Here is a 19,945-nt window from a genome sequence, read left to right as displayed (position 1 = left end):
AAATTCCCATTTAATTTTTATGGGTATTATAGAAACTTAAGAATTTGACTTAGATTAAATTTTAAACAAAACATGTAACACATTTTTCTATATGTGAAGAGCATCACATTAAAACTATGTTGTTAAATTTAAATGAAATAATAATTAATAAAATATTGAATCAAAATTGGAATTTTTAAAATTTGGGTCTCAAAAAATAAAAAAAAAGATGAAGGTGATCCTTCATCTTTTAAAAAAATCTGAGTGGTTATACGGTAAAATCATCACCCAAATACACTTGGCGCACGGTTTCATCTGCCAACACTTCTTCTGGCGTTCCTTCCGCAATCACAGCACCTTCACTCACAATATAAGCATGCTCACAAATCGCTAAAGTTTCACGAACATTATGGTCGGTAATCAAAACCCCGATCCCACGATCTTTTAACTGTCGAATAATATCTTTAATATCACCTACCGAGATTGGATCGACACCTGCAAAAGGTTCATCCAAAAGCATAAATTTTGGATCAGCTGCAAGTGCTCGTGCGATCTCTGCACGACGGCGCTCACCACCTGACACACTCATTCCAAGAGAATCTTTAATATGGGTGATTTTAAAATCTTCCAATAATTCTTTGAGGCGTTGTTGGCGCTGCTGTTTATTTAAATCTTTACGTGTTTCAAGGATGGCCATGATATTTTCAGCAATCGTCAATTTTCTGAAAATTGAAGCTTCCTGTGGAAGATAACCAATTCCTTTACGTGCGCGCTGATGCATAGCTAAATCAGAAATATCTTCATTATCAAGATGAATTTCGCCCTTATCCATTCGCACCAAACCAACGACCATATAGAAACTGGTGGTTTTACCCGCACCATTCGGCCCAAGCAAACCCACAATTTGTCCACTTTGCATACTGAATGAAACGTCTTTGACCACCCAACGTTTACTATAAACTTTTGCTAAATGTTTGATACAAAGCACTTGAGGCTGATTCGATGCTGTCATTAATCACGCGCTCCAGGGAAAGACTTGGTACTATTTGGCGGGATAATAATTTGTACACGTCCTTTCGCTGAACCTGTGCTATTTGAACTACCAGAAGCTTCAATATCACCTTTGTTCATACTGTATTTTAATGAACTGCTGCGAATACTTGCTCCATCTTGATATAGATAAGCATTACCAATTAAATTAATAATACCTGTTTCGGCATTATAAATAATTTTTTGTGCTTCTCCACGAGCAACACCCTTTGCCGTATCAACTTGTTGTTGAAACTTTGCTGGGCCGCCAGTGGCAGTAATGGTACTAATTTGCTTATTCTTATTCAATTGAGCCACAATTGAAGCAGCTTGAAGCTTCATTGTACCTTGCTCAATGATGACATTACCGGTATATGTCGTTACACCCGCAGCTTCATTATAGGTTGCTTTATCTGCAACCAATGAGATTGGCTGATTACGATCTGACGGTAATGCAAATGCTGCTGCAGACAAGCCCATTAAACCGGCAGTGCAGATCGCTTTTATTAGGAAAGATTGTTTCATTAAAAAAGGCTTAGTTAGGTACATACTTTCCTCGAATATGTGCAAATTCATATTGACCTTGGTTTAAATCAGCTTTTAAACCCTGACTAATAAATTCTGCATCAGGTGCATTAACAGTCACTTGGTGAGTCGTTTCAAACTGACGTATTTTAGGATACCCCGTTAACTCGTCTGTCTGAAATTCCATGGTCCCTCGTTCACCAATCTTGGTCGCTTTAACTTGTCCAGATAAAACGACTTTTTCATTGTCATTAAATCCTCGTGCTTGTTTTGCAAAAAAAGTTGAATCAACTTTATTTTGATGAAACATCGAAGCATTGAGGTTACTCAGTGTTGAAGTTTTTCTTTGTAAATCTTGTTCTAAACGATCCACTTGAGCACGAACATAAAGATTGCCCTTTTCATCTGTTTGGACCAACTGGATACCCTCAGCAGTATACGTCATGCTTTTGGCTGAATTCGCATCCAACTTTTTGCCTTTCCCACTGTAATAGTAATAGCCACCACTGATTGCCGCGATGACAACTGCAGTCACATATAAAACCTTAGTATCCATAAATTACATTCAACATTTGATCAATCTGAATTTACGCTATTAATGCGGTATAGCTGTATATTTTTCAAGTAATTCTTGGTAAGTGCCTTTTGCCATCAGCAACATATCACAGACTTCACGCACAGCTCCACGCCCACCCATTGCCTGTGTGACTAAATCTGCTCGACGACGCACTTCTACATGCCCGTTAGGTACAGTGACTTTCATCCCTGCGATTGCAAAGGCAGAAAGATCTGGCCAATCATCGCCCATATATAAACAGTCTTCAGGATCTAAATTGAATTGAGCACAGGCTTCTTTAAGTGCAGCACCTTTATCTTCACGACCTTGAAAGACCAAATCCACGCCAAGATCAGCCATACGTTTTTCAACAATATTACTTTTACGTCCAGTGATAATGATGACTTTAATTCCAGATTTTTGCACCAGCTTCATGCCTAATCCGTCGCGAATATCAAAGGATTTAATTTCATCCCCAGTATTGGTCAACGTCACAAAACCATCACTCAAAATTCCATCTACATCTAAAACCAATGCTTCAATATGACGCGCTTGTTCCAGTAAAACATAAGAAGCCATTGATTAATTTACTCCAGCTTGAATCAGGTCATGCATACTAATTACACCAATCACTTTATTGGCATCATCAACGACAATAAATTGACTAATTTTCTTTTCATTCATTTTTTCTAAAGCTTCAACTGCACGTGCTTCTTTAGAAATGGTTGAAGGATTTTGAACCATGACCGCGGATACAGGCAAGTTCACATCAAAACCTTGCTGTCTATCAATTAAACGGCGTAAATCACCATCGGTAAATATGCCCAATAAGGTGTCATTTTCATCGACAACAGTGGTTAAACCTAAACGCTTATTGGAAATTTCGTACAAAACTTTATTCATTGGTGTATCAGGAAATACTTTTGGTAAATCAGTGCCTGTACGCATCAAATGTTTTACATGTAACAACAGACGTTTGCCTAATGCACCAGCAGGATGCGACATTGCAAAATCATCTGCAGTAAAACCACGTGCATCTAATAGCGCCACAGCCAGTGCATCGCCCAATACCAATGTTGCAGTAGTACTTGAGGTGGGTGCCAAACCTAATGGACATGCTTCTTTAATATTTCCAAGTGTCAACGCAACATCTGCATTTTGTGGCATAGGTCCTTTGTCATCACCACTGATGGTGATTAAAGGCACTTCCAAATACTTAATCAGTGGCATCAACATCATAATCTCATCACTCTTTCCAGAGTTTGAAATTGCAATCAACACGTCACCTTTGACCAACATACCCAAATCGCCATGCCCTGCTTCACCAGGATGCATAAAGAATGATGGTGTGCCTGTTGATGCGAAAGTTGCTGCCATTTTCCGCCCAATATGCCCAGATTTCCCCATACCCGTAATCACCAAACGCCCTTGGCACCGTAAAATAATTTCACATGCGCGCGTAAAGCGTTCATCAATTTGAGTCGCTAAAATCTCTATGGCATGTTCTTCAATGCGTAAAGTTTCAAGTGCAACTTTTTGAAAATCAACTTGATTTGATTTATTTTCAGGATTCAAAATGGGCTAACCTTAACTCTATAAAGAGTTTTGAATATCGAATGGAATATTTTTGCTATTTTAGCATAGCAATACAATAGGCTGCTTTCCTAAATGTATAAATTTCATTTTCTTAGAAAAATAACGTATAAAACTTTATGAAATATGGAGCTTAGGTTAAGATTAATCATCATTTTGTTGAAGCCTTTAGAAAACCTATGCAACCATTTGTTCTTTACAACTCTGAGCAACGAAAAAAAGTTGAATTTGTTCCCCGTAAAGAAGGACATATCGACATGTATGTGTGCGGTATGACAGTTTATGATTACTGTCATATAGGCCATGCTCGGGTGATGGTTGCTTTTGACTACATTATTCGTTTTTTACGTAGTCAAGGTTGGAATGTTAAATACGTTCGTAACATCACAGATATCGATGACAAAATTATTGCGCGTGCCAATGAAAATAGCGAAAGCATTACAGCTTTGACCGATCGTTTTATCAAGGCGATGAATGATGATGCCGAAAATTTAGGATGCTTAGCACCTGATGAGGCACCCCGCGCAACAGATTATATCGATCAAATGCAGAATATGATTGGCAACCTTGTCAATAAAGGCACGGCTTACCCTTCTGCAAATGGCGATGTCTATTTTGAAGTTGAAAAATTTAAGAACTATGGCCGACTTTCAGGACGTAAACTTGACGATATGCAAGCTGGCGCTTCTGAACGTGTTGATGTTGAAGTTGAGAAGAAGCATCCATTTGACTTTGTGCTATGGAAACATGCTAAAGAAAATGAGCCTTCATGGGCTTCACCTTGGGGCAATGGCCGTCCAGGTTGGCATATTGAATGTTCAGCAATGTCAACTTGCTGCTTAGGCAATCATTTCGATATTCATGGTGGCGGTTCAGATCTTTTATTCCCACATCATGAAAATGAAATCGCGCAATCAGAAGCTGCAACAGATGAACAATATGTAAACTACTGGATGCATGTTGGCTTTATCAATGTCGATGGCGAAAAAATGTCTAAATCTTTAGGCAACTTTTTTACCATTCGTGATGTGATGGAGAAATTCCATCCTGAAGTGATTCGTTATTTTATTGTGTCATCACACTATCGTAGCCCTGTAAACTTCTCGGACTTTGCACTAAAAGAAGCAAAAACTACGCTTTCTCGTTTTTATCATGCATTTAAAGCGTATCAACAAGTCTATGGCAATAAAACCACAGACCTGTTAGATGAAACGCTCGTCGAGCGCTTTAATTCAGCAATGCGTGATGACTTCAATACATCTGAAGCAATTGCAGTTTTATTCGAAATTATTAAAGAATTAAATCGTGCGGTTAAAGAAGAGAATGCAGCGCAATCTACGCTTTATTATTCTACGTTACGCCACTTGACCAATATCCTTGGCTTGGTTCAATACAATGTAGATGACTTTTTAAAATCAGACATTGGTCAAGAAGCACTTGGCTTATCCGAAGCTGATATTGAAGATTTCATCCAACAACGTGTAGATGCCAAGAAAAATAAAGACTTTGCCCGTGCAGATGAAATCCGTCAGTCTTTGCTTGCTCAAGGTGTAGTACTGGAAGATACACGTCAAGGTACCATTTGGCGCCGCGCGGATTAATTTCTAAGAGCTTTATTAAAAAGAAAAACCTGATCAAATGATCAGGTTTTTTTGTAAAGTCGTTGCTGACTAAATATGTTTTTAAACGGTACATCTCTTACAGTTTCTTTATATTCATCGTATGACCATACTTAAGTTTAGTTTTATAAATTGTTCGTTGAAATTTTATCTCTCCTAATTTACTTATATAAAAGCTAAATTATTAAATACATTAAAAAAATAAATATTTTATTGAATATGATGGACTATAGTTTTATTGAATCAGCAAAATAGCTGATATACTCTGAGTCCAGTTCTTCATCAGTGGTTTTGGATCAATAGAATGAGTTCAGTGCGCCAACAGAATTTTCTTCTTCGCAAAGAGAAAATTTTAGCAATGGCAGAAACCTTATTGCTTGATAATAATCAGGATATTACGTTAAGTGAGCTTGCTGCTGAACTTGATATCGCAAAAGGAACAATCTATAAACATTTTAAAAGTAAAAACCAGCTGTATCTTGAACTGATTATTTTGAATGAAAAACGACTTTTAGATATTTCTAAAGCCTATCATCACGATATTAAAATCTATGTATCCGAATACATGTTATATAACATGTTAAATTCGAATCGAACAATTTTACTGCATGTGATTGAAGAGCGTTTAACCAATAATGAACGTAAACTCAAAGACTTATTCGAAGAACTTTATAGCATACGTGAGCAACGTATTTTAGAAATTAAAGATCTTTTCGGAGCACATCTCAAAGCCTTAAACAGTAGTATGTCAATCCGTGATTACTTGTCTTATATCTGGACAGTGACTTATGGCGCATCATTATTGTTAAATTCTACGCACTATCAAAAGTCTATTGGCTCTCGTGAACGCTTAATCAAACTCTATGTCAATCAAGCATTGATGACACCTGATAAGCTAACCGATTCAGAGCATCAAGCGAATTAATCTTAAAAGGATAACTGTTCTTAAGCTATTTAGTTTAAAAAATCCTCTAAACTTCAGGCTGATCGCCATGGCTTAATAACTGACTGGGTAAAGGCATTGAGTTCACCTGACTAAAAATCTCATAACACATATGTCTTAACCACTGATGGCTGGTTTTATGGTGACATGACATATGCCAATACTGCTTAATCGAATAAGTCGGAAACGAAATTGGTGCTGGAAAAATTTGTAAGTTTCCTCGTGACAACAAGACTTCGCTCAAATAATAAGGAACGGTTGCAATCGAGTCAGTATCTTGCACCACTAAGCCAACACCAAGATAACTCGGAATACGCATCAATACATTACGTTTTAAATCCAGATTTAACAGCTCATTGGCGATGTGATAATGCCCCACACCCGCATCAATATCGATGTGTGATTCACTCAAATACTGCTCAACGGTCATGCTTTGTTGAGTTAATCGTGGATGATCTTTAGATGCAATCACCACATAAAATTGTTCGAATAATTTTTGTTGATAGAAACCATTTTCTAATTGCGGTAAAAAACCAATCGCCAAATCAATTTCACCATTTGCCATCTGATAACTGGTTTCAGAGGTGATGGCGCGAACATTTAATTTGACATGTGGTGCATGTGCTTTGAGATATTGAGAAATTTTAGGCAATAAAACTAAGTGAGAAACATCCGTCATCGCAACTGTAAATTGTTGCTGAGATGCTGTTTCATCAAAATCCACACTAAAATTATTAATAATTTCAACTTTACTCAGTGCTTCACTGATCAAAGGATAAAGTTGTTTAGATAATTCTGTAGGCACCATTTCATTACCAATCCGTAAAAATAACGGATCGTTATAATGAACACGAATTTTGTTCAGAATATTGCTTACTGTAGGTTGGCTCATCGCTAAATGATCTGCGGCAACAGAAACACTTTTAAACTTGTAGATATAGTAAAAAATACTGAGCAACTTACAATCTAACTCATACACGAAATTACATCTCACTCATTTTTTAGATTCAATATTATATCTTCTGCTTTTTTATAAAAATTTCCAATGTTTTAATGTACCGATTTTAAACAATCAAACCGGGATTTTAAAATCGGTACGGATTATTGGCGCGATCCGCTCAGCAATTATTCTTTAACAAACAAATCTACCATCAACTCATCCTCTGAATCAGCATAGCGATATTCAGAAAAATCTGTAATACCCGACTCTCGTAGGATTTCTTCATCAATCAACAAACGTCCTGTTAAAGCACGTTTCTCACTGTTTAAAATACGATAAGCGGCGTCTGCCATAATGTTCGGTTTACGAGCTCTGCTAAATAATTGCTTACCGCCTAAAGAAAACTCAATTGCAGCTGTGGCAATAATCGTTCTTGGCCAAAGTGAATTTACACTTACGCCATAACTGGCAAACTCTTGATTCATCCCTAAAGTCAGCATACTCATACCATATTTAGTAATGGTATAAGGCGCATAGCTGGCAAACCATTTTTCATCCAAGTTTAACGGCGGTGAAAGATTTAAAATATGTGGATTGTCACTGTTTTTTAAGTACGGTAACGCAGCTTTACTACATACCATCACAGCACGTGTATTAATCTGATACATTAAATCGAAACGGTTTGGGTCAAGCGTCTCTACCCCAGACAGTTTAATCGCACCAGCATTGTTAATTAAAATATCAATTCCACCGAAATGCGCTGCTGCTTGTTTCATGGCAAGCGCAACCGCATCTTGATCACGTACATCCAGTTGAAGTGCTAAAGCTTGACCACCTGCCGCCTCAACTTCTTGAGCAACAGTAAAAATCGAGCCTCCTAATTTAGGATGCTCTTGTGTAGATTTTGCAGCAATCACAATGTTCGCACCATCTTGTGCAGCTTTTAGTGCAATCTCTCGCCCTATTCCTCGGCTTGCACCGGTAATAAAAAGTGTTTTTCCTTTAAGCGACATGATTTCCTCGTTGTATTTGTTTTTTGCTGTACTAATCTACTTAACTTTTTTTTCTCCTCATAGTACCAAATCTGCCATTTTGTATACTCATGAGTACAATAATTATTGTTCTTTATGGTCTTTATAAAAATCAAAAGCTTGCATAAGCAAGCTTTGGACTAAATGTGATTAAAATTTAAATTTTAGGCAGCGCCAACTTTTGGACTTGTTCCAATTTGCCAAACAAATGGCAATGGTTCACGATTGACCTCCCAATCACCAATCACTTTTTCCTTATATACGACTGGATTATGTGAAGATACGACCCGCGCATTGCGCCAGAAGCGATCAAGTTGTTTTGTGGTGGTACTTGCAGATGCGCCAAGCGCATTAAATAACTTACTGGTTAACTCCAAGACTAAATCAGAAATAACCACCTGCCCTTGCGCTGCCTCTAATTCAGCATCATTATTTGCTTGAATATTTTTTACTTCGGATTCACTAAAGTGACTGATATATGCACGCTGTAAAGCTTCTGCTGTTTGTGTGGTAATGCTTTCACTTGCATAGGCTTGTGCTGAAGCTTTACCAATCACCTGTAAAATCTGTGGATCATTACGTACTAAATCAGCATTGCCATGACTAAAAATACGATCACGCTTTTGTACTTCATGAATAAATGTTGCAACTGCTGACTGTGCAATCCCCGATAAGGTCGCCAAATGAATCACTTGGTAGAACGCAGTCTGATATTTAAAACGTTGCTCAAAAGGCAAAATATGGTCTGCTTCGACTGCAACATTGCTTAACGTTAAAGTGCCACTCCCCGTGGTTTTTTGACCGAAACCATCCCAATCATCCTGTACTTCAACCCCAGAAGCATGTCGAGAAATCGCAGCAATAACATGCTGATCCGTACGTTCATCATAGGCAAATAAATCAACCCAATCCGCAAAGATTGTGCCTGTCGAATAGTACTTCTTCCCATTGACCAGCAATTGATTATTATTTTGAGTCACACGGGTAATCACATCACCAATTTTTACATGACCAATTTCAGTCCATGCATTCCCCACCAAATCACCTTGCACAAAACGTTTAAACCATAATTCTTGATTCTTAAACTTATGTGCATTTAATCGATCTTCAACAAAAGCGAAATGCCCTCGCAATGCTTGTACAATATTTGAATCGGCCTGAGCTAGTTCAGTGAGCAATTGAAATAACTGAGGTAAAGACACCCCATCTCCACCAAACTTGACTGGTACACGTAATGCACCAAAACCCGCATGTTTTAACCAGTCTATTTGCTCATACGGCAATATACGCTGTTGCTCACGTTCAACGACACCTTGTGAAATCTTTTCAAAAATTGCACGATATTTTGATGCAACCTTGTCATAATCTGCTGAGATTGATAAATCTTCAATAAAACGGTTTTGAATATCTAAGTTACCCATTTTTTCTCTCCATCTGTTGGTTATTGTTATTCTTAGCTCCACGCATGGCGTGGTAAGTGAATGTTATTGAGATAATAATTACCGACTAAATTAAATTTCCAACGTACAGGATCATGCAAAGTATGAGTACGTGCATTACGCCAATGGCGATCTAAATTTAATTCAGACAATGTTGAACGAGTACCGGATAATTCAAATAATTTATTAGAAGCCAGAATGGCAATTTCAGTTGTTAATACCTTGGCTTCTGCAACCAGTAATGCCGCCTGATTAGCATTCTCTTCAGATGGATCGGCAATTGCTTGATCAATTGCATCACCAGCCAAGTCTAAAACAGCTTCGGCTGCACGTAATTTGATTTTTAACTCCCCTATACTTGCAATGGTATACGGATCATCGCTGGCTTTTTCTAAACCAGAGTCAATCCAAGGGCGTGAATGTAAGCGTACATATTGAATCGTTTCATCAATTGCACCACGAGCAATACCCGCATCTACTGCGGCTTGAATAAATTGAGAAATCGCACCTGCTGCTGTAGGTCTTTCAAAGGCTTTGTGAATCGGCACAATATATTTTTCATCGACTTGAACTTGTTTTAGTAACACAGTTCCACTTGCTGTGGTTCTTTGTCCAAATCCAGACCAATCATTGACAATTTCCAGACCTGTACTGGTTCGTGGCGTTAAGGCAACCACAGGCAGCCCATCTTCATTAACTGCTACGACAGGTACCCAATGTGCCAATAAAGCCCCTGTAGCAAAAAATTTTTGACCATTAATTTCATAACCTTGGGCAGTTTTATGTATTTTGGTTTCTAAGTCAGCAACGGTCTTGCTACCTTTTTCTGAAAACGCATTGCCTAAACGTCGACCTTTTAAAATTTCAGCAAAGAAAAATTGTTGCTGTTCAGGACTGGCATCTAAACGGAGATGCTCAATAAAAGCCCAATGATTTTGAGCAATTTGCCCAAGCGAAGGATCTACACTAGAAATGATCTTCACCACTTCGGCTAAAGTACGATATTTCACTTCAGCCCCACCAAATGCCTGAGGAATATTAATCCCCCATAAACCACTTTGTGAATAGAGCTGTATCTCTTCAAGCGGCAAACGACGTTCATAATCACGTTGTGATGCCTCTTTGGCAAATTCTTTGGCCAAATTTTTCGCTACTTGAATAGCTTCCGCATCTGATTGAATAACATGTGCATCATGATTCAATTCAAAAAATTGCAAAGGAACCGCTGTCTGAGAAGAAAAGTTTTTTTGGTTTAAATCAGTCATTGTTGTTACTCTTTTAAATAAGCATGGATTTAAACTAGCACTATTTTTTTATACTATTTATATGAATAAATGCATTTATTATTCAAAACAAAATCATAAATTTATCATTAAAATTCATAACTATTAGAATCATAAAAAAAGCCCACATAATGTGGACTAATTTCTAAAGGATGAGGACAATCAATATGCAATAAACAATTATTTTAGATGCTTATTTAAAACTGGACTTAGACTAACTTGCTTGCGCTAAGCTATTCTTATTGTCTTTGCGATATTGTGCGCCTCGATGATTCTCTGGCAAATAAGCACTTTGTTGAAATAGTTTTTCTCGTAAAGTCCCCTGACGATATTCTGTTTGATAAACACCACGGCGTTGTAGCTCAGGTACAATGAAATCTACAATATCAATAAAAGTTTGATGAGCAAGAATATAAGCTAAATTAAAACCATCGACATCGGTATCTTCTACCCATTGTTGTAACTCATCAGCGACCGTCTGTGCTGAACCAACCAATACAGGGCCATTTCCCCCCACACTATTCCAATGGGCAATTTCTTCAATGGTCCAAATACGCTTAGGATCCGCATTGACATAAGCATCTAACATCGATTGAATCGCATTGGTTTCAATATACTCAACTTTATCATGCGGTTGATATTGTGAAAAATCCACACCAGACCAACCAGACACCAAGGTCAATGCACCATCATAACTTCCATAAGACTGATATTCTTTAAATTTCGCCTGTGCCTTTTGATCCGTTTCATCAGTTACAATTGACAATAAAGTATAAATTTTAACCGCATAAGGATCTCGCCCTTCCTGTTTTAATTTTTCACGAATACTTTGAACAATTTTCTTGGCGGCTATTTTTGACGGTGGCGCAATAAAAATACATTCGGCATTTTGACTTGCAAATTTTTGTCCCCGAGCTGACGCACCTGCTTGGTATAGCACAGGTGTGCGTTGTGGTGAAGGTTCACAAATATGAATACCGGGGACTTTAAAGTATTTCCCCTCATGTAAAATGGGATGAACTTTTGTATGATCAGCAAAGATTCCTGACTGCTTATCTCTTAAAACAGCATCATTTTCCCAAGACCCTTCCCACAGCTTATACAGCACTTCTAAATACTCATCGGCAATATCGTAGCGATCATCATGATTTAATTGCGTAGTTAGCCCCAAGTTCTTAGAACCACTTTCCAAATAAGAGGTGACAATATTCCATCCCACCCGACCTTTGGTAAGATGATCTAATGTGCTGATTCTTCGTGCAAAAGGATAAGGGTGTTCAAAAGATATTGATGTAGTTACACCGAAACCTAAATGCCGTGTTACCGCAGCCATCGCTGGAACAATTTGCAAAGGATCATTGACCGGGACTTGTACTGCACCTGTTAATGCATGTTCTGCACTGTGGTGGTAAACATCATATATCCCGAGTACATCCGCAATAAAAATGCCATCAAATACACCCTTTTCCAAAATTTTAGCGAGATCAGTCCAATACTCAATATCTTTATATTCTGTCGAACGATCTGAAGGATGACGCCATAAACCAGGAGATTGATGGGCAATACAATTCATTTCAAAGGCGTTAAAGTGGATCTGCTTCGTCATTTCTCTTCAACTCATCTTGGTTATTATTTTTATCCTATGCCATTTATCTTTATTCTTTTATCTCAATATCTTCAATTATTATCATGATTGCTTTTATCTAAAATGGTGAAGTAAATATACTATTTTATAAAAAGTGCTTTATTAAAAATGACTCATATTGGCTTTCATCATTTTATAAGTATCATGATTAACTTAGTATAAAAATTAAAAACACATCTTATTTAAAAAGCATGAATCCAAACTTAGTTTAAGGTTAATCACTCAGGATAAAATCTAAAGAAAAAAGAAAAATTCGATGCTAATTTTCAATCTTTTTAGCCAGCAATTGACGTGCTTTAAAATCTTTATAGAAGTATAAAATTAGTCCAAAGATCAAAACCGCCGCACCAATAAATACACTCATTGTCGGTTTTTCATTATTGAGCATCGCACCTAAAAACATGGCAATCATCGGGGTCATCACAGTCGTCAGTGACAAGGTCGTGGCTTTAATATTTTGCACCAATTTAAAATAACAAAACATAGCCAGTAATGAAGCCATCAATACGGTATAAATCAACGCCAATAATGATTTGGTTTCGGGAATATGCGTAGGTGCATACTGCCAAATAAAAGGAATAATACACATTGCAGCCAGCGTAGAAACCAAGATTGAACCTGTTGCTTGCGCCATCGGAACAACATCTGCATTTACTTTTTTTACCCAAAAGATCGAAAAAGCATAGGTAAATACACTCATCAACATCAACAAGATTCCAACAGGATGTACATGTTGACTTGCCCCACTACTGGTACAAATAATGGCGAGGCCAATAACAGCAACCAGCATCCCAAGCCATTGAATCCCCAATAATCTTTGACCAAAAACAAAACGACCAATAAGCCCTGCCATAATTGGAGCTAATCCAAACATCAAAGCAATAATACCTGAACTTAAATAACTGGTCGCAGCATAGGTAAAAATTTGCGAACCAATCAGACTAAATGAGCCGGCTAAATAACTATGTAAAGCAATTTTATTGAACGGTAATTTAACTTTTAAAATCAGCAATAGAATTAAAGCAATCGGCAAAGCGATAAAAAACCGCAAAACTAGAGCCCACATCATATGTAAATCTGCCACACTCCATACAATTGCCAAAGGCGTACTTGCCCAAATGAAGACCAATAAAATATAAGTCGTCATCAGGTTGGATTTGGAGGGCATATAGATTCCTAAATGACTGCTGGATGTGAATTAAAATGTGCTAGGTTTAAAAATGAATTTCTACATTGATCTTTGCAAATTCAATTAAATCTTAATCACGCAATGTGAAGATCTATTGAAAAGCAAGGTCGAGTCATTCAAAAGGTGGAAAAAATCAGTCGCAGATGATTATTCAAAGCATGAATTAAACTTATATCGAAGTCTTACGTTTCTGCTTGAGAATGGTTTGGTCTAAGCTACTCGAAAACTCACGTTTATCACGCTCAGAAATCGGTGGTGGCCCACCTGTTTGTACACCTGCACCGCGCAAAGTATCCATAAAATCACGCAAATGTAAGCGAGCTTTGACATTGGCTGAAGTGTACACCTCTCCACGTGGGTGAATTGCCACACCGCCCTTTTCAATAACCTGTGCCGCTAAAGGGATATCCTGAGTAATCACAATATCATGCTCCCCCATACGATCAACAATTTCTTGGTCCGCTTGATCTGCACCCGACATTGCTTGAATTGAGTTGATCCGTACAGACGGCGTAATGCCCACAGGCTGATTTGCAACAAAAGTAACTTCTAATTGATAACGGTCTGATGCACGTAAAATCACTTCACGAAGAATTTTAGGTAAAGCATCTGCATCGACCCAAAGTTTAAATGGCAGCACACAACATCTCTGATAAAGATTTTTCAACATTTTAGCAAAATGCCGCTTCGCTGTCCTATGCATATTCTTTTATTTATCGCGCAAATCTTTAACGACTTTCAGATTCAATCAAATTTTGCATCTCGCTTTTGGTGATTAAAAGAACAATTTCGGGCGTGGTTTATAGCAATTGAGTTTAATATTCTGGTTTTTCTTATGATTTTACATTTCAGGACTTGAAATCTAGCAATCACCCTCGATTTAATAGCATAAGAGAGGCATTTAAAATCGTGAAAATGAACAATCAAAACAGACCTGAAACAATTATCATAGAAGATCAGAATTTTGGTAGCCATGTCGAACATTGGAGTCTATTGACTGAAAATCCAACGTCCGAAGTGCCCAAATGGTTAGGTTTGGCTTTGGATGCACCAGTGATGCCCATGGGGCTTTGTTCAAAAGAATGCGATATGGATGTATCAACTTGGTTAATCCAAGGTCCAAGCGGTTCTTCTGTACAGCTCTGTCAAGTGATTGATGTTGAGAATAACAAACCTAAAGCTGTAAAAACGGCTTTCCCAAGTTTTGAAAGTCCCTATCAATTAAATGCTTCTATTGACCGTATTATTACCTGTAAAACCAATACTCAAGCAGTACTTAGCTTAAAGGTAGGAACAAATAGTGTAGTTTATGCATTTGACAGCTTGTACAGTGTAAACGGCCATCAATATATGCAAGATCAGCAATATAAAGTTCAACTGAATGCATGGGCCTATGAACTTGAAAAAGTTTCTGACCATGAACAAATCATTGTTGATGATCCTGCTTCAATCAAACACCATCGTGCATTAAACGATATCCTGTCACAAAATAATGGTATTGCACCTGAGAACCTTCAAGAGCAAATTGATGCATGGGAAGCGAAGTCAGAAGATGATAAAGCGCCTGTTACTGTCGATTTTTCTAAAATGGTGGCATACCTCTATGGAGAAACGCTAGGGCAAGAGGATGAAGCTTGGTTTCAAGGTAAAGTGGTCGGTAAAACTCAAATGCAGTTTATGCAACAAGACTATACCCTTTATGATGTGACTTTAATTCTTGAAGAGAACCAACCCGCAATCTTAGTCCGTATCGCAACCAAGGATCCTGCTTTCAAAAATTTTGAAATTGGACAATATATTCGCGGTAATATCTGGATTCAAGCAAACATTTATTCTGCTGCTTGATTCAAAACACATGATCAGCATGATGGAAAACCCATCATGCTTTTTTATTACATGTTTTGTAACATTTCTATTATATCTAAATAGATCCTTTCACTTTTTATCTTTTTGAATTCAAATTTACCAGTTATCCACAGTTTAAATTCAAAATTAAATAATCAGCCTTTTTTAAAACTATTTAAGTTGAAGAATATCGCCTGTTTATTTAAATAATAAATACATTCCCCTATTTGAAAAATCCCAAGAAAACGAATTCAAAAATAAATTTAAAAACAGCAGCTTAAGCATAAAAATTAAACCAATAAATATCATGATCTTGTTAAAAAATAGACTTCGTTTTTATACCTAAATCGGATTATTATCCATATAAAGACTAAAAAACAGTCAAGTTATCCACAATCTATCCACAAAACCATGATTATAAATTCATAATATTTTTATTGATCGAGAGATAATAAAAGCCGCAACATATTAATAATGTAATTTAGCACTTTATTTAACCAGTCAATTATGTTAAAAATACGACGAACCAATAGGATTTAAACAATAATTTAAAAATCTAGGCTCAGTAATGAAAATTATACCTGAACAATCGACTAGTCTAATCAATCAAGTTAGTGGTTTTCACTTACGCTTGGATAAAGGAGCCTGCTGCTTTTTTGTTCTAGGTATGTTTTTAGCTGCAATGATGATCCATATATTAGGCATATTCCCGACGACTTAATGTTTTACGACATTTATCTCACATAAAAAAATCCCTCACTCTGGAGGGATTTTTTTATGTCTACAGGCCCTAATTTCCCTTTCCCTGTTTATTCAATCAAGGAAAAAATTAAGGTCCTGTTCAACTACAACAAATCATTTAAATGTTTTGAAGTGAAATTAGCCGTTACGTTGAGCAAAGTCATCCATAAAGTTGACAAGTGCTTGTACGCCTTCCAAAGGTACAGCGTTATAAATACTTGCTCGCATACCACCCACTGAACGATGACCAGCAAGATTGAGCAAATGATTTTCTTCAGCTTCTTTCAAGAATAATTTATCCAATGCTTCATCTACCAATGTAAACGGTACATTCATGATTGAACGGTTTGGAAGTGCGATCGGGTTATTATAAAAATCACTAGAATCAATATAACCATATAGCAGTTTAGATTTTTCAAGGTTGGTTTTATACATTGCGTCTACACCGCCCTGCTCAAGTAACCATTCAAAAACCAAACCAGACAAATACCAAGCATAAGTTGCTGGCGTATTCACCATAGAATCATTCTTTGCTTGTGAACCATATTTTAACAAGCTTGGAATTTCAGGTTTTGCTTGATCCAATAAATCATCACGCACGATCACAAGAGTTAAACCTGCTGGACCAATATTCTTTTGTGCTCCAGCATAGATCAAACCAAACTTAGATACGTCTAATGGTGCAGATAAAATACTTGATGAAAAATCAGAAACTAAAGGTTTATCTGTTTCTGGAATATTGGCAAATTGAATACCGCCAATTGTTTCATTTTCAGCATAATGGACATAAGCCGCATCGTCTGACAAGTTCCATGTACTTTGCTCAGAAATTGCAAGCTTTCCATTGATGCTTGTTGCCGCTTCAACGATATTGATATCGCCATAACGTTGCGCTTCTTGAGTGGCTTTTTCTGACCAAATCCCAGTATGGATATAATCAGCTTTAGAATTTTTACCCAATAAATTGAGTGGAATTGCAGAAAACTGAAGTGATGCACCACCTTGTAAGAACAATACTTTATAGTTCTCTGGAATGTTCATCAATTTACGTAAGTCTGCTTCTGCTTTTTCAGCGACAGCCACATAGTCTTTGCTACGATGGCTCATTTCCATGATGGATAAGCCTTTACCATGCCAATCCAATAACTCAGCCTGAGCTTTTTCTAAAACGGCAGTAGGTAATGCAGCAGGACCAGCACAGAAATTGTACGCGCGCATGATTTTTCCCTTTTTAAAAGTGAAACGAATGAAATAGGCGCATTTAACCACAAATCGACCTTTCATGCAGTAGCTTTGTCAGTCAATATTTCAATATGTTTAGAGATTTAGAGTTGATAATTCAATTAACTATCGATATTGAGAGAAGCAAAATATTCTAGTTAGACTGCTCATTGATATTTTTAAACACAACGCTAAAACAATGACTTGTTATCTACCTGCTTTTCTAGCTGACTGCACAAGACTAGAACATTCGTTACGCATAACCATATACCAATAGAAAACTCAATTTATCAGCTGAACTCAGTTATAATTTATCCAGCTTAAACTTTATTCATTGGTAGATGTTCAATGCCAGCATCAAATCATCAGGATTGGATTCGCACAGCATCGGAAACAGATCGATTTGAACGTATCGAAGCATTTTTTAATGATCATGCCTATGAACCACATCGGCATGATACCTATGCCATTGGTCGCACACTTTCAGGCGTTCAAAGTTTTCATTATCAAGGTGTCATGCAACATAGCCAGCAAGGTATGACCATGGTGCTGCATCCTGATGAAAAACATGATGGTGAATCAGGTACTCAAGATGGTTTCCGCTATCGTATGGTGTATATAGAACCTGCAAAAATTCAATCTATTTTAAAGGGTAAACCTCTCCCCTTTATCCAACACGGGATCAGCACAGATCCTCGATTATTTAAAGCCACCAATACTTTTCTACAAAGCATCGAAAATCATATGGAAGTCTTGGAAGAAGAAGATGCGCTGTATGATCTGGCCATGGCTTTAAATGAAATTTCTGTTCAACCATTATCACAACGACTAAGTTTTGATTATCGTGCAGCAGAACAAGCTCGAGAATTTATTCATGCTGTATCTGAACGAAATATCAGCTTGGATGATTTAGAAAAAAATATTGGACGCGACCGTTGGAGTTTGTCACGCGACTTTCGTTTATTGTTTGGAACCAGCCCACATCGTTATTTAACCATGCGGAGGCTGGAAAAAGTTAAAATCAATTTAATCAAAGGGGCTTCTTTGGTTACGGCGGCAACAGATGCTGGATTTTATGATCAAAGCCATATGACCCGACATTTTAAACAAGCGTTTGGGCTCAGCCCTGCGCATTGGAAAAAGATCAATCACTTGCCTTAGGCGTAAAATACATACAGATTCATTTCAAACTGGTGCTTCATCACAGCAAATTCATTCCTATAATAAAATCGCGTAGCATTCCAAGCCCTGTAACAATCAGTATGATTGCCATAATTTTATTTAAATAATTAAACCATTTAGGATCAGAAATTTTATCTCCTAAAAACCTGCCCGCCAAAGCATATACAAATGGCGCTCCAGCAGCACCCATTGAAATGATCAAAGATACAACGAAAATCATCACGCCTGTAATTTTAGCAGCAGGATACATAATTGTCGTGACGGGTAAAATAACCAGAATCCCTTTAGGGTTAAATAATTGAATTAAGAAACCATTTAAGAAGCTCAGTTGATGTTCGGCTTTGTCAGTACTTTCTAAATAGGCTGTCAACATTTTAACAGCCATATAAAAGGTATACACCGCCCCAACCAAAGAAATATAGTGTAGCCAGTGGTGAGGAATAACAGCCTCACCAACATAGCCCAAGGTCAGAAATAGAAATAACATTGCACAACCCACCCCAATGAAAAAACCGATGGATTGTTTAAGCTGCCCAAGCAGTCCTGAATTCAATCCAATGAAATTTACAGGACCGGGGCTATACATCACACTCAAGGTATAAAGAAAGATTTCCACAACAACACTCAACTTTGATCTAAACGAATTTCAGAAACTCAAAGTAAATCTGTGGAAATGTTTTGTATTGTACGTTTGTGCAGAACTAAACTTTATTTTCTACATAGCGTGCAAAATTATCTAAAATTGCTTGCCAACCTGCTTGCTGTTGTTCAATCGGATAGATCGTTTCAGGATCAAAACTAATTCTCACCACAACAGCATCATTTTTCTGTGCAAAGTGAACTTCAGCATTTCGCTCGCCAAAAGAATAGGCAATTTTTTTATGCGGAATAATTTCAGTATATGTACCTGCAAAATCAAAGCCCATACTGCCATCTTTGGCTTCCATACGATTTGAAAATTGACCACCCTCACGTAAATCGTTTTTAGAGTTAACTGTATGCCAATCCGCTGAAGCGGTATTCCATTGCTGTATATCCTCAGGATTATTATAAATATCCCAAACCAATTCAATTGGCGCTGTGACCACAGACTCAACGGTAATTCTTGCCATTTTTATTCTCCCTAGATATATTTTGAGATTCAATTTATTGATTGAATTATCATAGTTTTGATTATAATTTAAT

General features: G+C 37.2%; 19 protein-coding genes. 4 read left to right on the top strand and 15 right to left on the bottom strand.

The genetic code is table 11. The features are described 5' to 3' along the window. Positions 1 to 247: 247 nt before the first annotated feature. From lptB to ACQ7EO_RS08155, 5 genes are read right to left on the bottom strand one after another with little or no spacing between them, the layout of a single operon-like run. Positions 248 to 991 (bottom strand): LPS export ABC transporter ATP-binding protein, encoded by a 744-nt coding sequence (lptB, locus tag ACQ7EO_RS08175; protein WP_004724336.1) that lies wholly within the window; start codon positions 989 to 991, stop codon positions 248 to 250. Then, a complete protein-coding gene (gene lptA, locus ACQ7EO_RS08170; protein ID WP_085942773.1) occupies positions 991 to 1,533 on the bottom strand; it encodes a lipopolysaccharide transport periplasmic protein LptA in 543 nt (180 codons plus the stop codon). The genes lptB and lptA overlap by 1 nt, the downstream gene beginning before the upstream one ends. A 10-nt stretch (positions 1,534 to 1,543) precedes the next feature. Further along, positions 1,544 to 2,089: an LPS export ABC transporter periplasmic protein LptC gene (gene lptC / locus ACQ7EO_RS08165; RefSeq protein WP_004822582.1), complete on the bottom strand. Its 546-nt coding sequence runs from the start codon at positions 2,087 to 2,089 to the stop codon at positions 1,544 to 1,546. 39 nt (positions 2,090 to 2,128) lie between these two features. After that, the gene (locus ACQ7EO_RS08160) at positions 2,129 to 2,668 is read right to left on the bottom strand and encodes a KdsC family phosphatase (RefSeq protein WP_004822583.1); all 540 of its coding nucleotides are present in this window, start codon (positions 2,666 to 2,668) and stop codon (positions 2,129 to 2,131) included. Positions 2,669 to 2,671: 3 nt separating this feature from the next. Then, entirely contained in the window at positions 2,672 to 3,664 is a 993-nt protein-coding gene (locus tag ACQ7EO_RS08155; RefSeq protein ID WP_434279366.1) for a KpsF/GutQ family sugar-phosphate isomerase, read from the bottom strand. Between the two features lie 197 nt (positions 3,665 to 3,861). Here ACQ7EO_RS08155 and cysS point away from each other — a divergent pair, with 197 nt between their 5' ends. Both cysS and ACQ7EO_RS08145 read left to right on the top strand, forming a co-directional pair. Continuing rightward, positions 3,862 to 5,283, top strand: coding sequence for a cysteine--tRNA ligase (cysS, locus tag ACQ7EO_RS08150; protein ID WP_004822587.1), 1,422 nt, complete (start codon positions 3,862 to 3,864; stop codon positions 5,281 to 5,283). Between the two features lie 322 nt (positions 5,284 to 5,605). Next, positions 5,606 to 6,226 (top strand): TetR/AcrR family transcriptional regulator, encoded by a 621-nt coding sequence (locus ACQ7EO_RS08145; protein ID WP_004822589.1) that lies wholly within the window; start codon positions 5,606 to 5,608, stop codon positions 6,224 to 6,226. A 46-nt stretch (positions 6,227 to 6,272) separates the two neighbouring features. Here ACQ7EO_RS08145 and ACQ7EO_RS08140 read toward each other — a convergent pair whose 3' ends face one another. The 7 genes from ACQ7EO_RS08140 to ACQ7EO_RS08110 form a co-directional block, all read right to left on the bottom strand. Continuing rightward, positions 6,273 to 7,223: a LysR family transcriptional regulator gene (locus ACQ7EO_RS08140; protein WP_004822592.1), complete on the bottom strand. Its 951-nt coding sequence runs from the start codon at positions 7,221 to 7,223 to the stop codon at positions 6,273 to 6,275. A gap of 146 nt (positions 7,224 to 7,369) precedes the next feature. Continuing rightward, a complete protein-coding gene (locus ACQ7EO_RS08135) occupies positions 7,370 to 8,197 on the bottom strand; it encodes an SDR family oxidoreductase (protein ID WP_434279365.1) in 828 nt (275 codons plus the stop codon). 182 nt (positions 8,198 to 8,379) lie between these two features. After that, positions 8,380 to 9,636 carry an acyl-CoA dehydrogenase family protein gene (locus ACQ7EO_RS08130; protein ID WP_434279364.1) on the bottom strand — a complete coding sequence of 419 codons (1,257 nt, stop codon included), beginning with the start codon at positions 9,634 to 9,636 and terminating at the stop codon, positions 8,380 to 8,382. Positions 9,637 to 9,668: 32 nt separating this feature from the next. Then, on the bottom strand, positions 9,669 to 10,919 hold the full coding sequence (locus ACQ7EO_RS08125; RefSeq protein WP_434279363.1) for an SfnB family sulfur acquisition oxidoreductase: 1,251 nt from the start codon (positions 10,917 to 10,919) through the stop codon (positions 9,669 to 9,671). 232 nt (positions 10,920 to 11,151) lie between these two features. Continuing rightward, positions 11,152 to 12,543, bottom strand: coding sequence for an LLM class flavin-dependent oxidoreductase (locus ACQ7EO_RS08120; RefSeq protein ID WP_434279362.1), 1,392 nt, complete (start codon positions 12,541 to 12,543; stop codon positions 11,152 to 11,154). 298 nt (positions 12,544 to 12,841) lie between these two features. Next, positions 12,842 to 13,750: a DMT family transporter gene (locus ACQ7EO_RS08115; protein WP_004822597.1), complete on the bottom strand. Its 909-nt coding sequence runs from the start codon at positions 13,748 to 13,750 to the stop codon at positions 12,842 to 12,844. A 190-nt stretch (positions 13,751 to 13,940) separates the two neighbouring features. Beyond that, complete coding sequence (locus ACQ7EO_RS08110) at positions 13,941 to 14,441, bottom strand: YaiI/YqxD family protein (RefSeq protein WP_171066881.1); 501 nt, start codon at positions 14,439 to 14,441, stop codon at positions 13,941 to 13,943. A 245-nt stretch (positions 14,442 to 14,686) separates the two neighbouring features. Here ACQ7EO_RS08110 and ACQ7EO_RS08105 point away from each other — a divergent pair, with 245 nt between their 5' ends. Next, positions 14,687 to 15,616 carry a hypothetical protein gene (locus ACQ7EO_RS08105; RefSeq protein ID WP_004822598.1) on the top strand — a complete coding sequence of 310 codons (930 nt, stop codon included), beginning with the start codon at positions 14,687 to 14,689 and terminating at the stop codon, positions 15,614 to 15,616. An 879-nt stretch (positions 15,617 to 16,495) separates the two neighbouring features. Here the strand turns inward: ACQ7EO_RS08105 and serC are convergent. Then, positions 16,496 to 17,575 carry a 3-phosphoserine/phosphohydroxythreonine transaminase gene (serC, locus tag ACQ7EO_RS08100; RefSeq protein WP_004822607.1) on the bottom strand — a complete coding sequence of 360 codons (1,080 nt, stop codon included), beginning with the start codon at positions 17,573 to 17,575 and terminating at the stop codon, positions 16,496 to 16,498. A 351-nt stretch (positions 17,576 to 17,926) separates the two neighbouring features. Here serC and ACQ7EO_RS08095 point away from each other — a divergent pair, with 351 nt between their 5' ends. Then, positions 17,927 to 18,739, top strand: a complete 813-nt coding sequence (locus ACQ7EO_RS08095; protein ID WP_434279361.1) for an AraC family transcriptional regulator — start codon at positions 17,927 to 17,929, stop codon at positions 18,737 to 18,739. 40 nt (positions 18,740 to 18,779) lie between these two features. Here the strand turns inward: ACQ7EO_RS08095 and ACQ7EO_RS08090 are convergent, their stop codons facing one another. Both ACQ7EO_RS08090 and ACQ7EO_RS08085 read right to left on the bottom strand, forming a co-directional pair. Further along, the gene (locus ACQ7EO_RS08090; RefSeq protein WP_004822610.1) at positions 18,780 to 19,376 is read right to left on the bottom strand and encodes a LysE family translocator; all 597 of its coding nucleotides are present in this window, start codon (positions 19,374 to 19,376) and stop codon (positions 18,780 to 18,782) included. Between the two features lie 85 nt (positions 19,377 to 19,461). Further along, positions 19,462 to 19,872, bottom strand: coding sequence for an SRPBCC domain-containing protein (locus ACQ7EO_RS08085; protein ID WP_434279360.1), 411 nt, complete (start codon positions 19,870 to 19,872; stop codon positions 19,462 to 19,464). Positions 19,873 to 19,945 lie beyond the last annotated feature (73 nt).

Source organism: Acinetobacter sp. CE-15, from assembly GCF_051059255.1.
Taxonomy (GTDB): domain Bacteria; phylum Pseudomonadota; class Gammaproteobacteria; order Pseudomonadales; family Moraxellaceae; genus Acinetobacter; species Acinetobacter guillouiae.
The sequence above is the reverse complement of the archived record's forward strand: the minus strand, read 5'-3'. Positions and strand labels throughout refer to the sequence as shown.

Bases quoted from the DNA above. Each gene is read 5' to 3' on its own strand.
- lptB (WP_004724336.1), bottom strand. From the start codon at position 991: ATGACAGCATCGAATCAGCCTCAAGTGCTTTGTATCAAACATTTAGCA.
- lptA (WP_085942773.1), bottom strand. From the start codon at position 1,533: ATGAAACAATCTTTCCTAATAAAAGCGATCTGCACTGCCGGTTTAATG.
- lptC (WP_004822582.1), bottom strand. From the start codon at position 2,089: ATGGATACTAAGGTTTTATATGTGACTGCAGTTGTCATCGCGGCAATC.
- ACQ7EO_RS08160 (WP_004822583.1), bottom strand. From the start codon at position 2,668: ATGGCTTCTTATGTTTTACTGGAACAAGCGCGTCATATTGAAGCATTG.
- cysS (WP_004822587.1), top strand. From the start codon at position 3,862: ATGCAACCATTTGTTCTTTACAACTCTGAGCAACGAAAAAAAGTTGAA.
- ACQ7EO_RS08145 (WP_004822589.1), top strand. From the start codon at position 5,606: ATGAGTTCAGTGCGCCAACAGAATTTTCTTCTTCGCAAAGAGAAAATT.
- ACQ7EO_RS08135 (WP_434279365.1), bottom strand. From the start codon at position 8,197: ATGTCGCTTAAAGGAAAAACACTTTTTATTACCGGTGCAAGCCGAGGA.
- ACQ7EO_RS08130 (WP_434279364.1), bottom strand. From the start codon at position 9,636: ATGGGTAACTTAGATATTCAAAACCGTTTTATTGAAGATTTATCAATC.
- ACQ7EO_RS08125 (WP_434279363.1), bottom strand. From the start codon at position 10,919: ATGACTGATTTAAACCAAAAAAACTTTTCTTCTCAGACAGCGGTTCCT.
- ACQ7EO_RS08120 (WP_434279362.1), bottom strand. From the start codon at position 12,543: ATGACGAAGCAGATCCACTTTAACGCCTTTGAAATGAATTGTATTGCC.
- ACQ7EO_RS08115 (WP_004822597.1), bottom strand. From the start codon at position 13,750: ATGCCCTCCAAATCCAACCTGATGACGACTTATATTTTATTGGTCTTC.
- ACQ7EO_RS08110 (WP_171066881.1), bottom strand. From the start codon at position 14,441: ATGTTGAAAAATCTTTATCAGAGATGTTGTGTGCTGCCATTTAAACTT.
- ACQ7EO_RS08105 (WP_004822598.1), top strand. From the start codon at position 14,687: ATGAACAATCAAAACAGACCTGAAACAATTATCATAGAAGATCAGAAT.
- serC (WP_004822607.1), bottom strand. From the start codon at position 17,575: ATGCGCGCGTACAATTTCTGTGCTGGTCCTGCTGCATTACCTACTGCC.
- ACQ7EO_RS08095 (WP_434279361.1), top strand. From the start codon at position 17,927: ATGCCAGCATCAAATCATCAGGATTGGATTCGCACAGCATCGGAAACA.
- ACQ7EO_RS08085 (WP_434279360.1), bottom strand. From the start codon at position 19,872: ATGGCAAGAATTACCGTTGAGTCTGTGGTCACAGCGCCAATTGAATTG.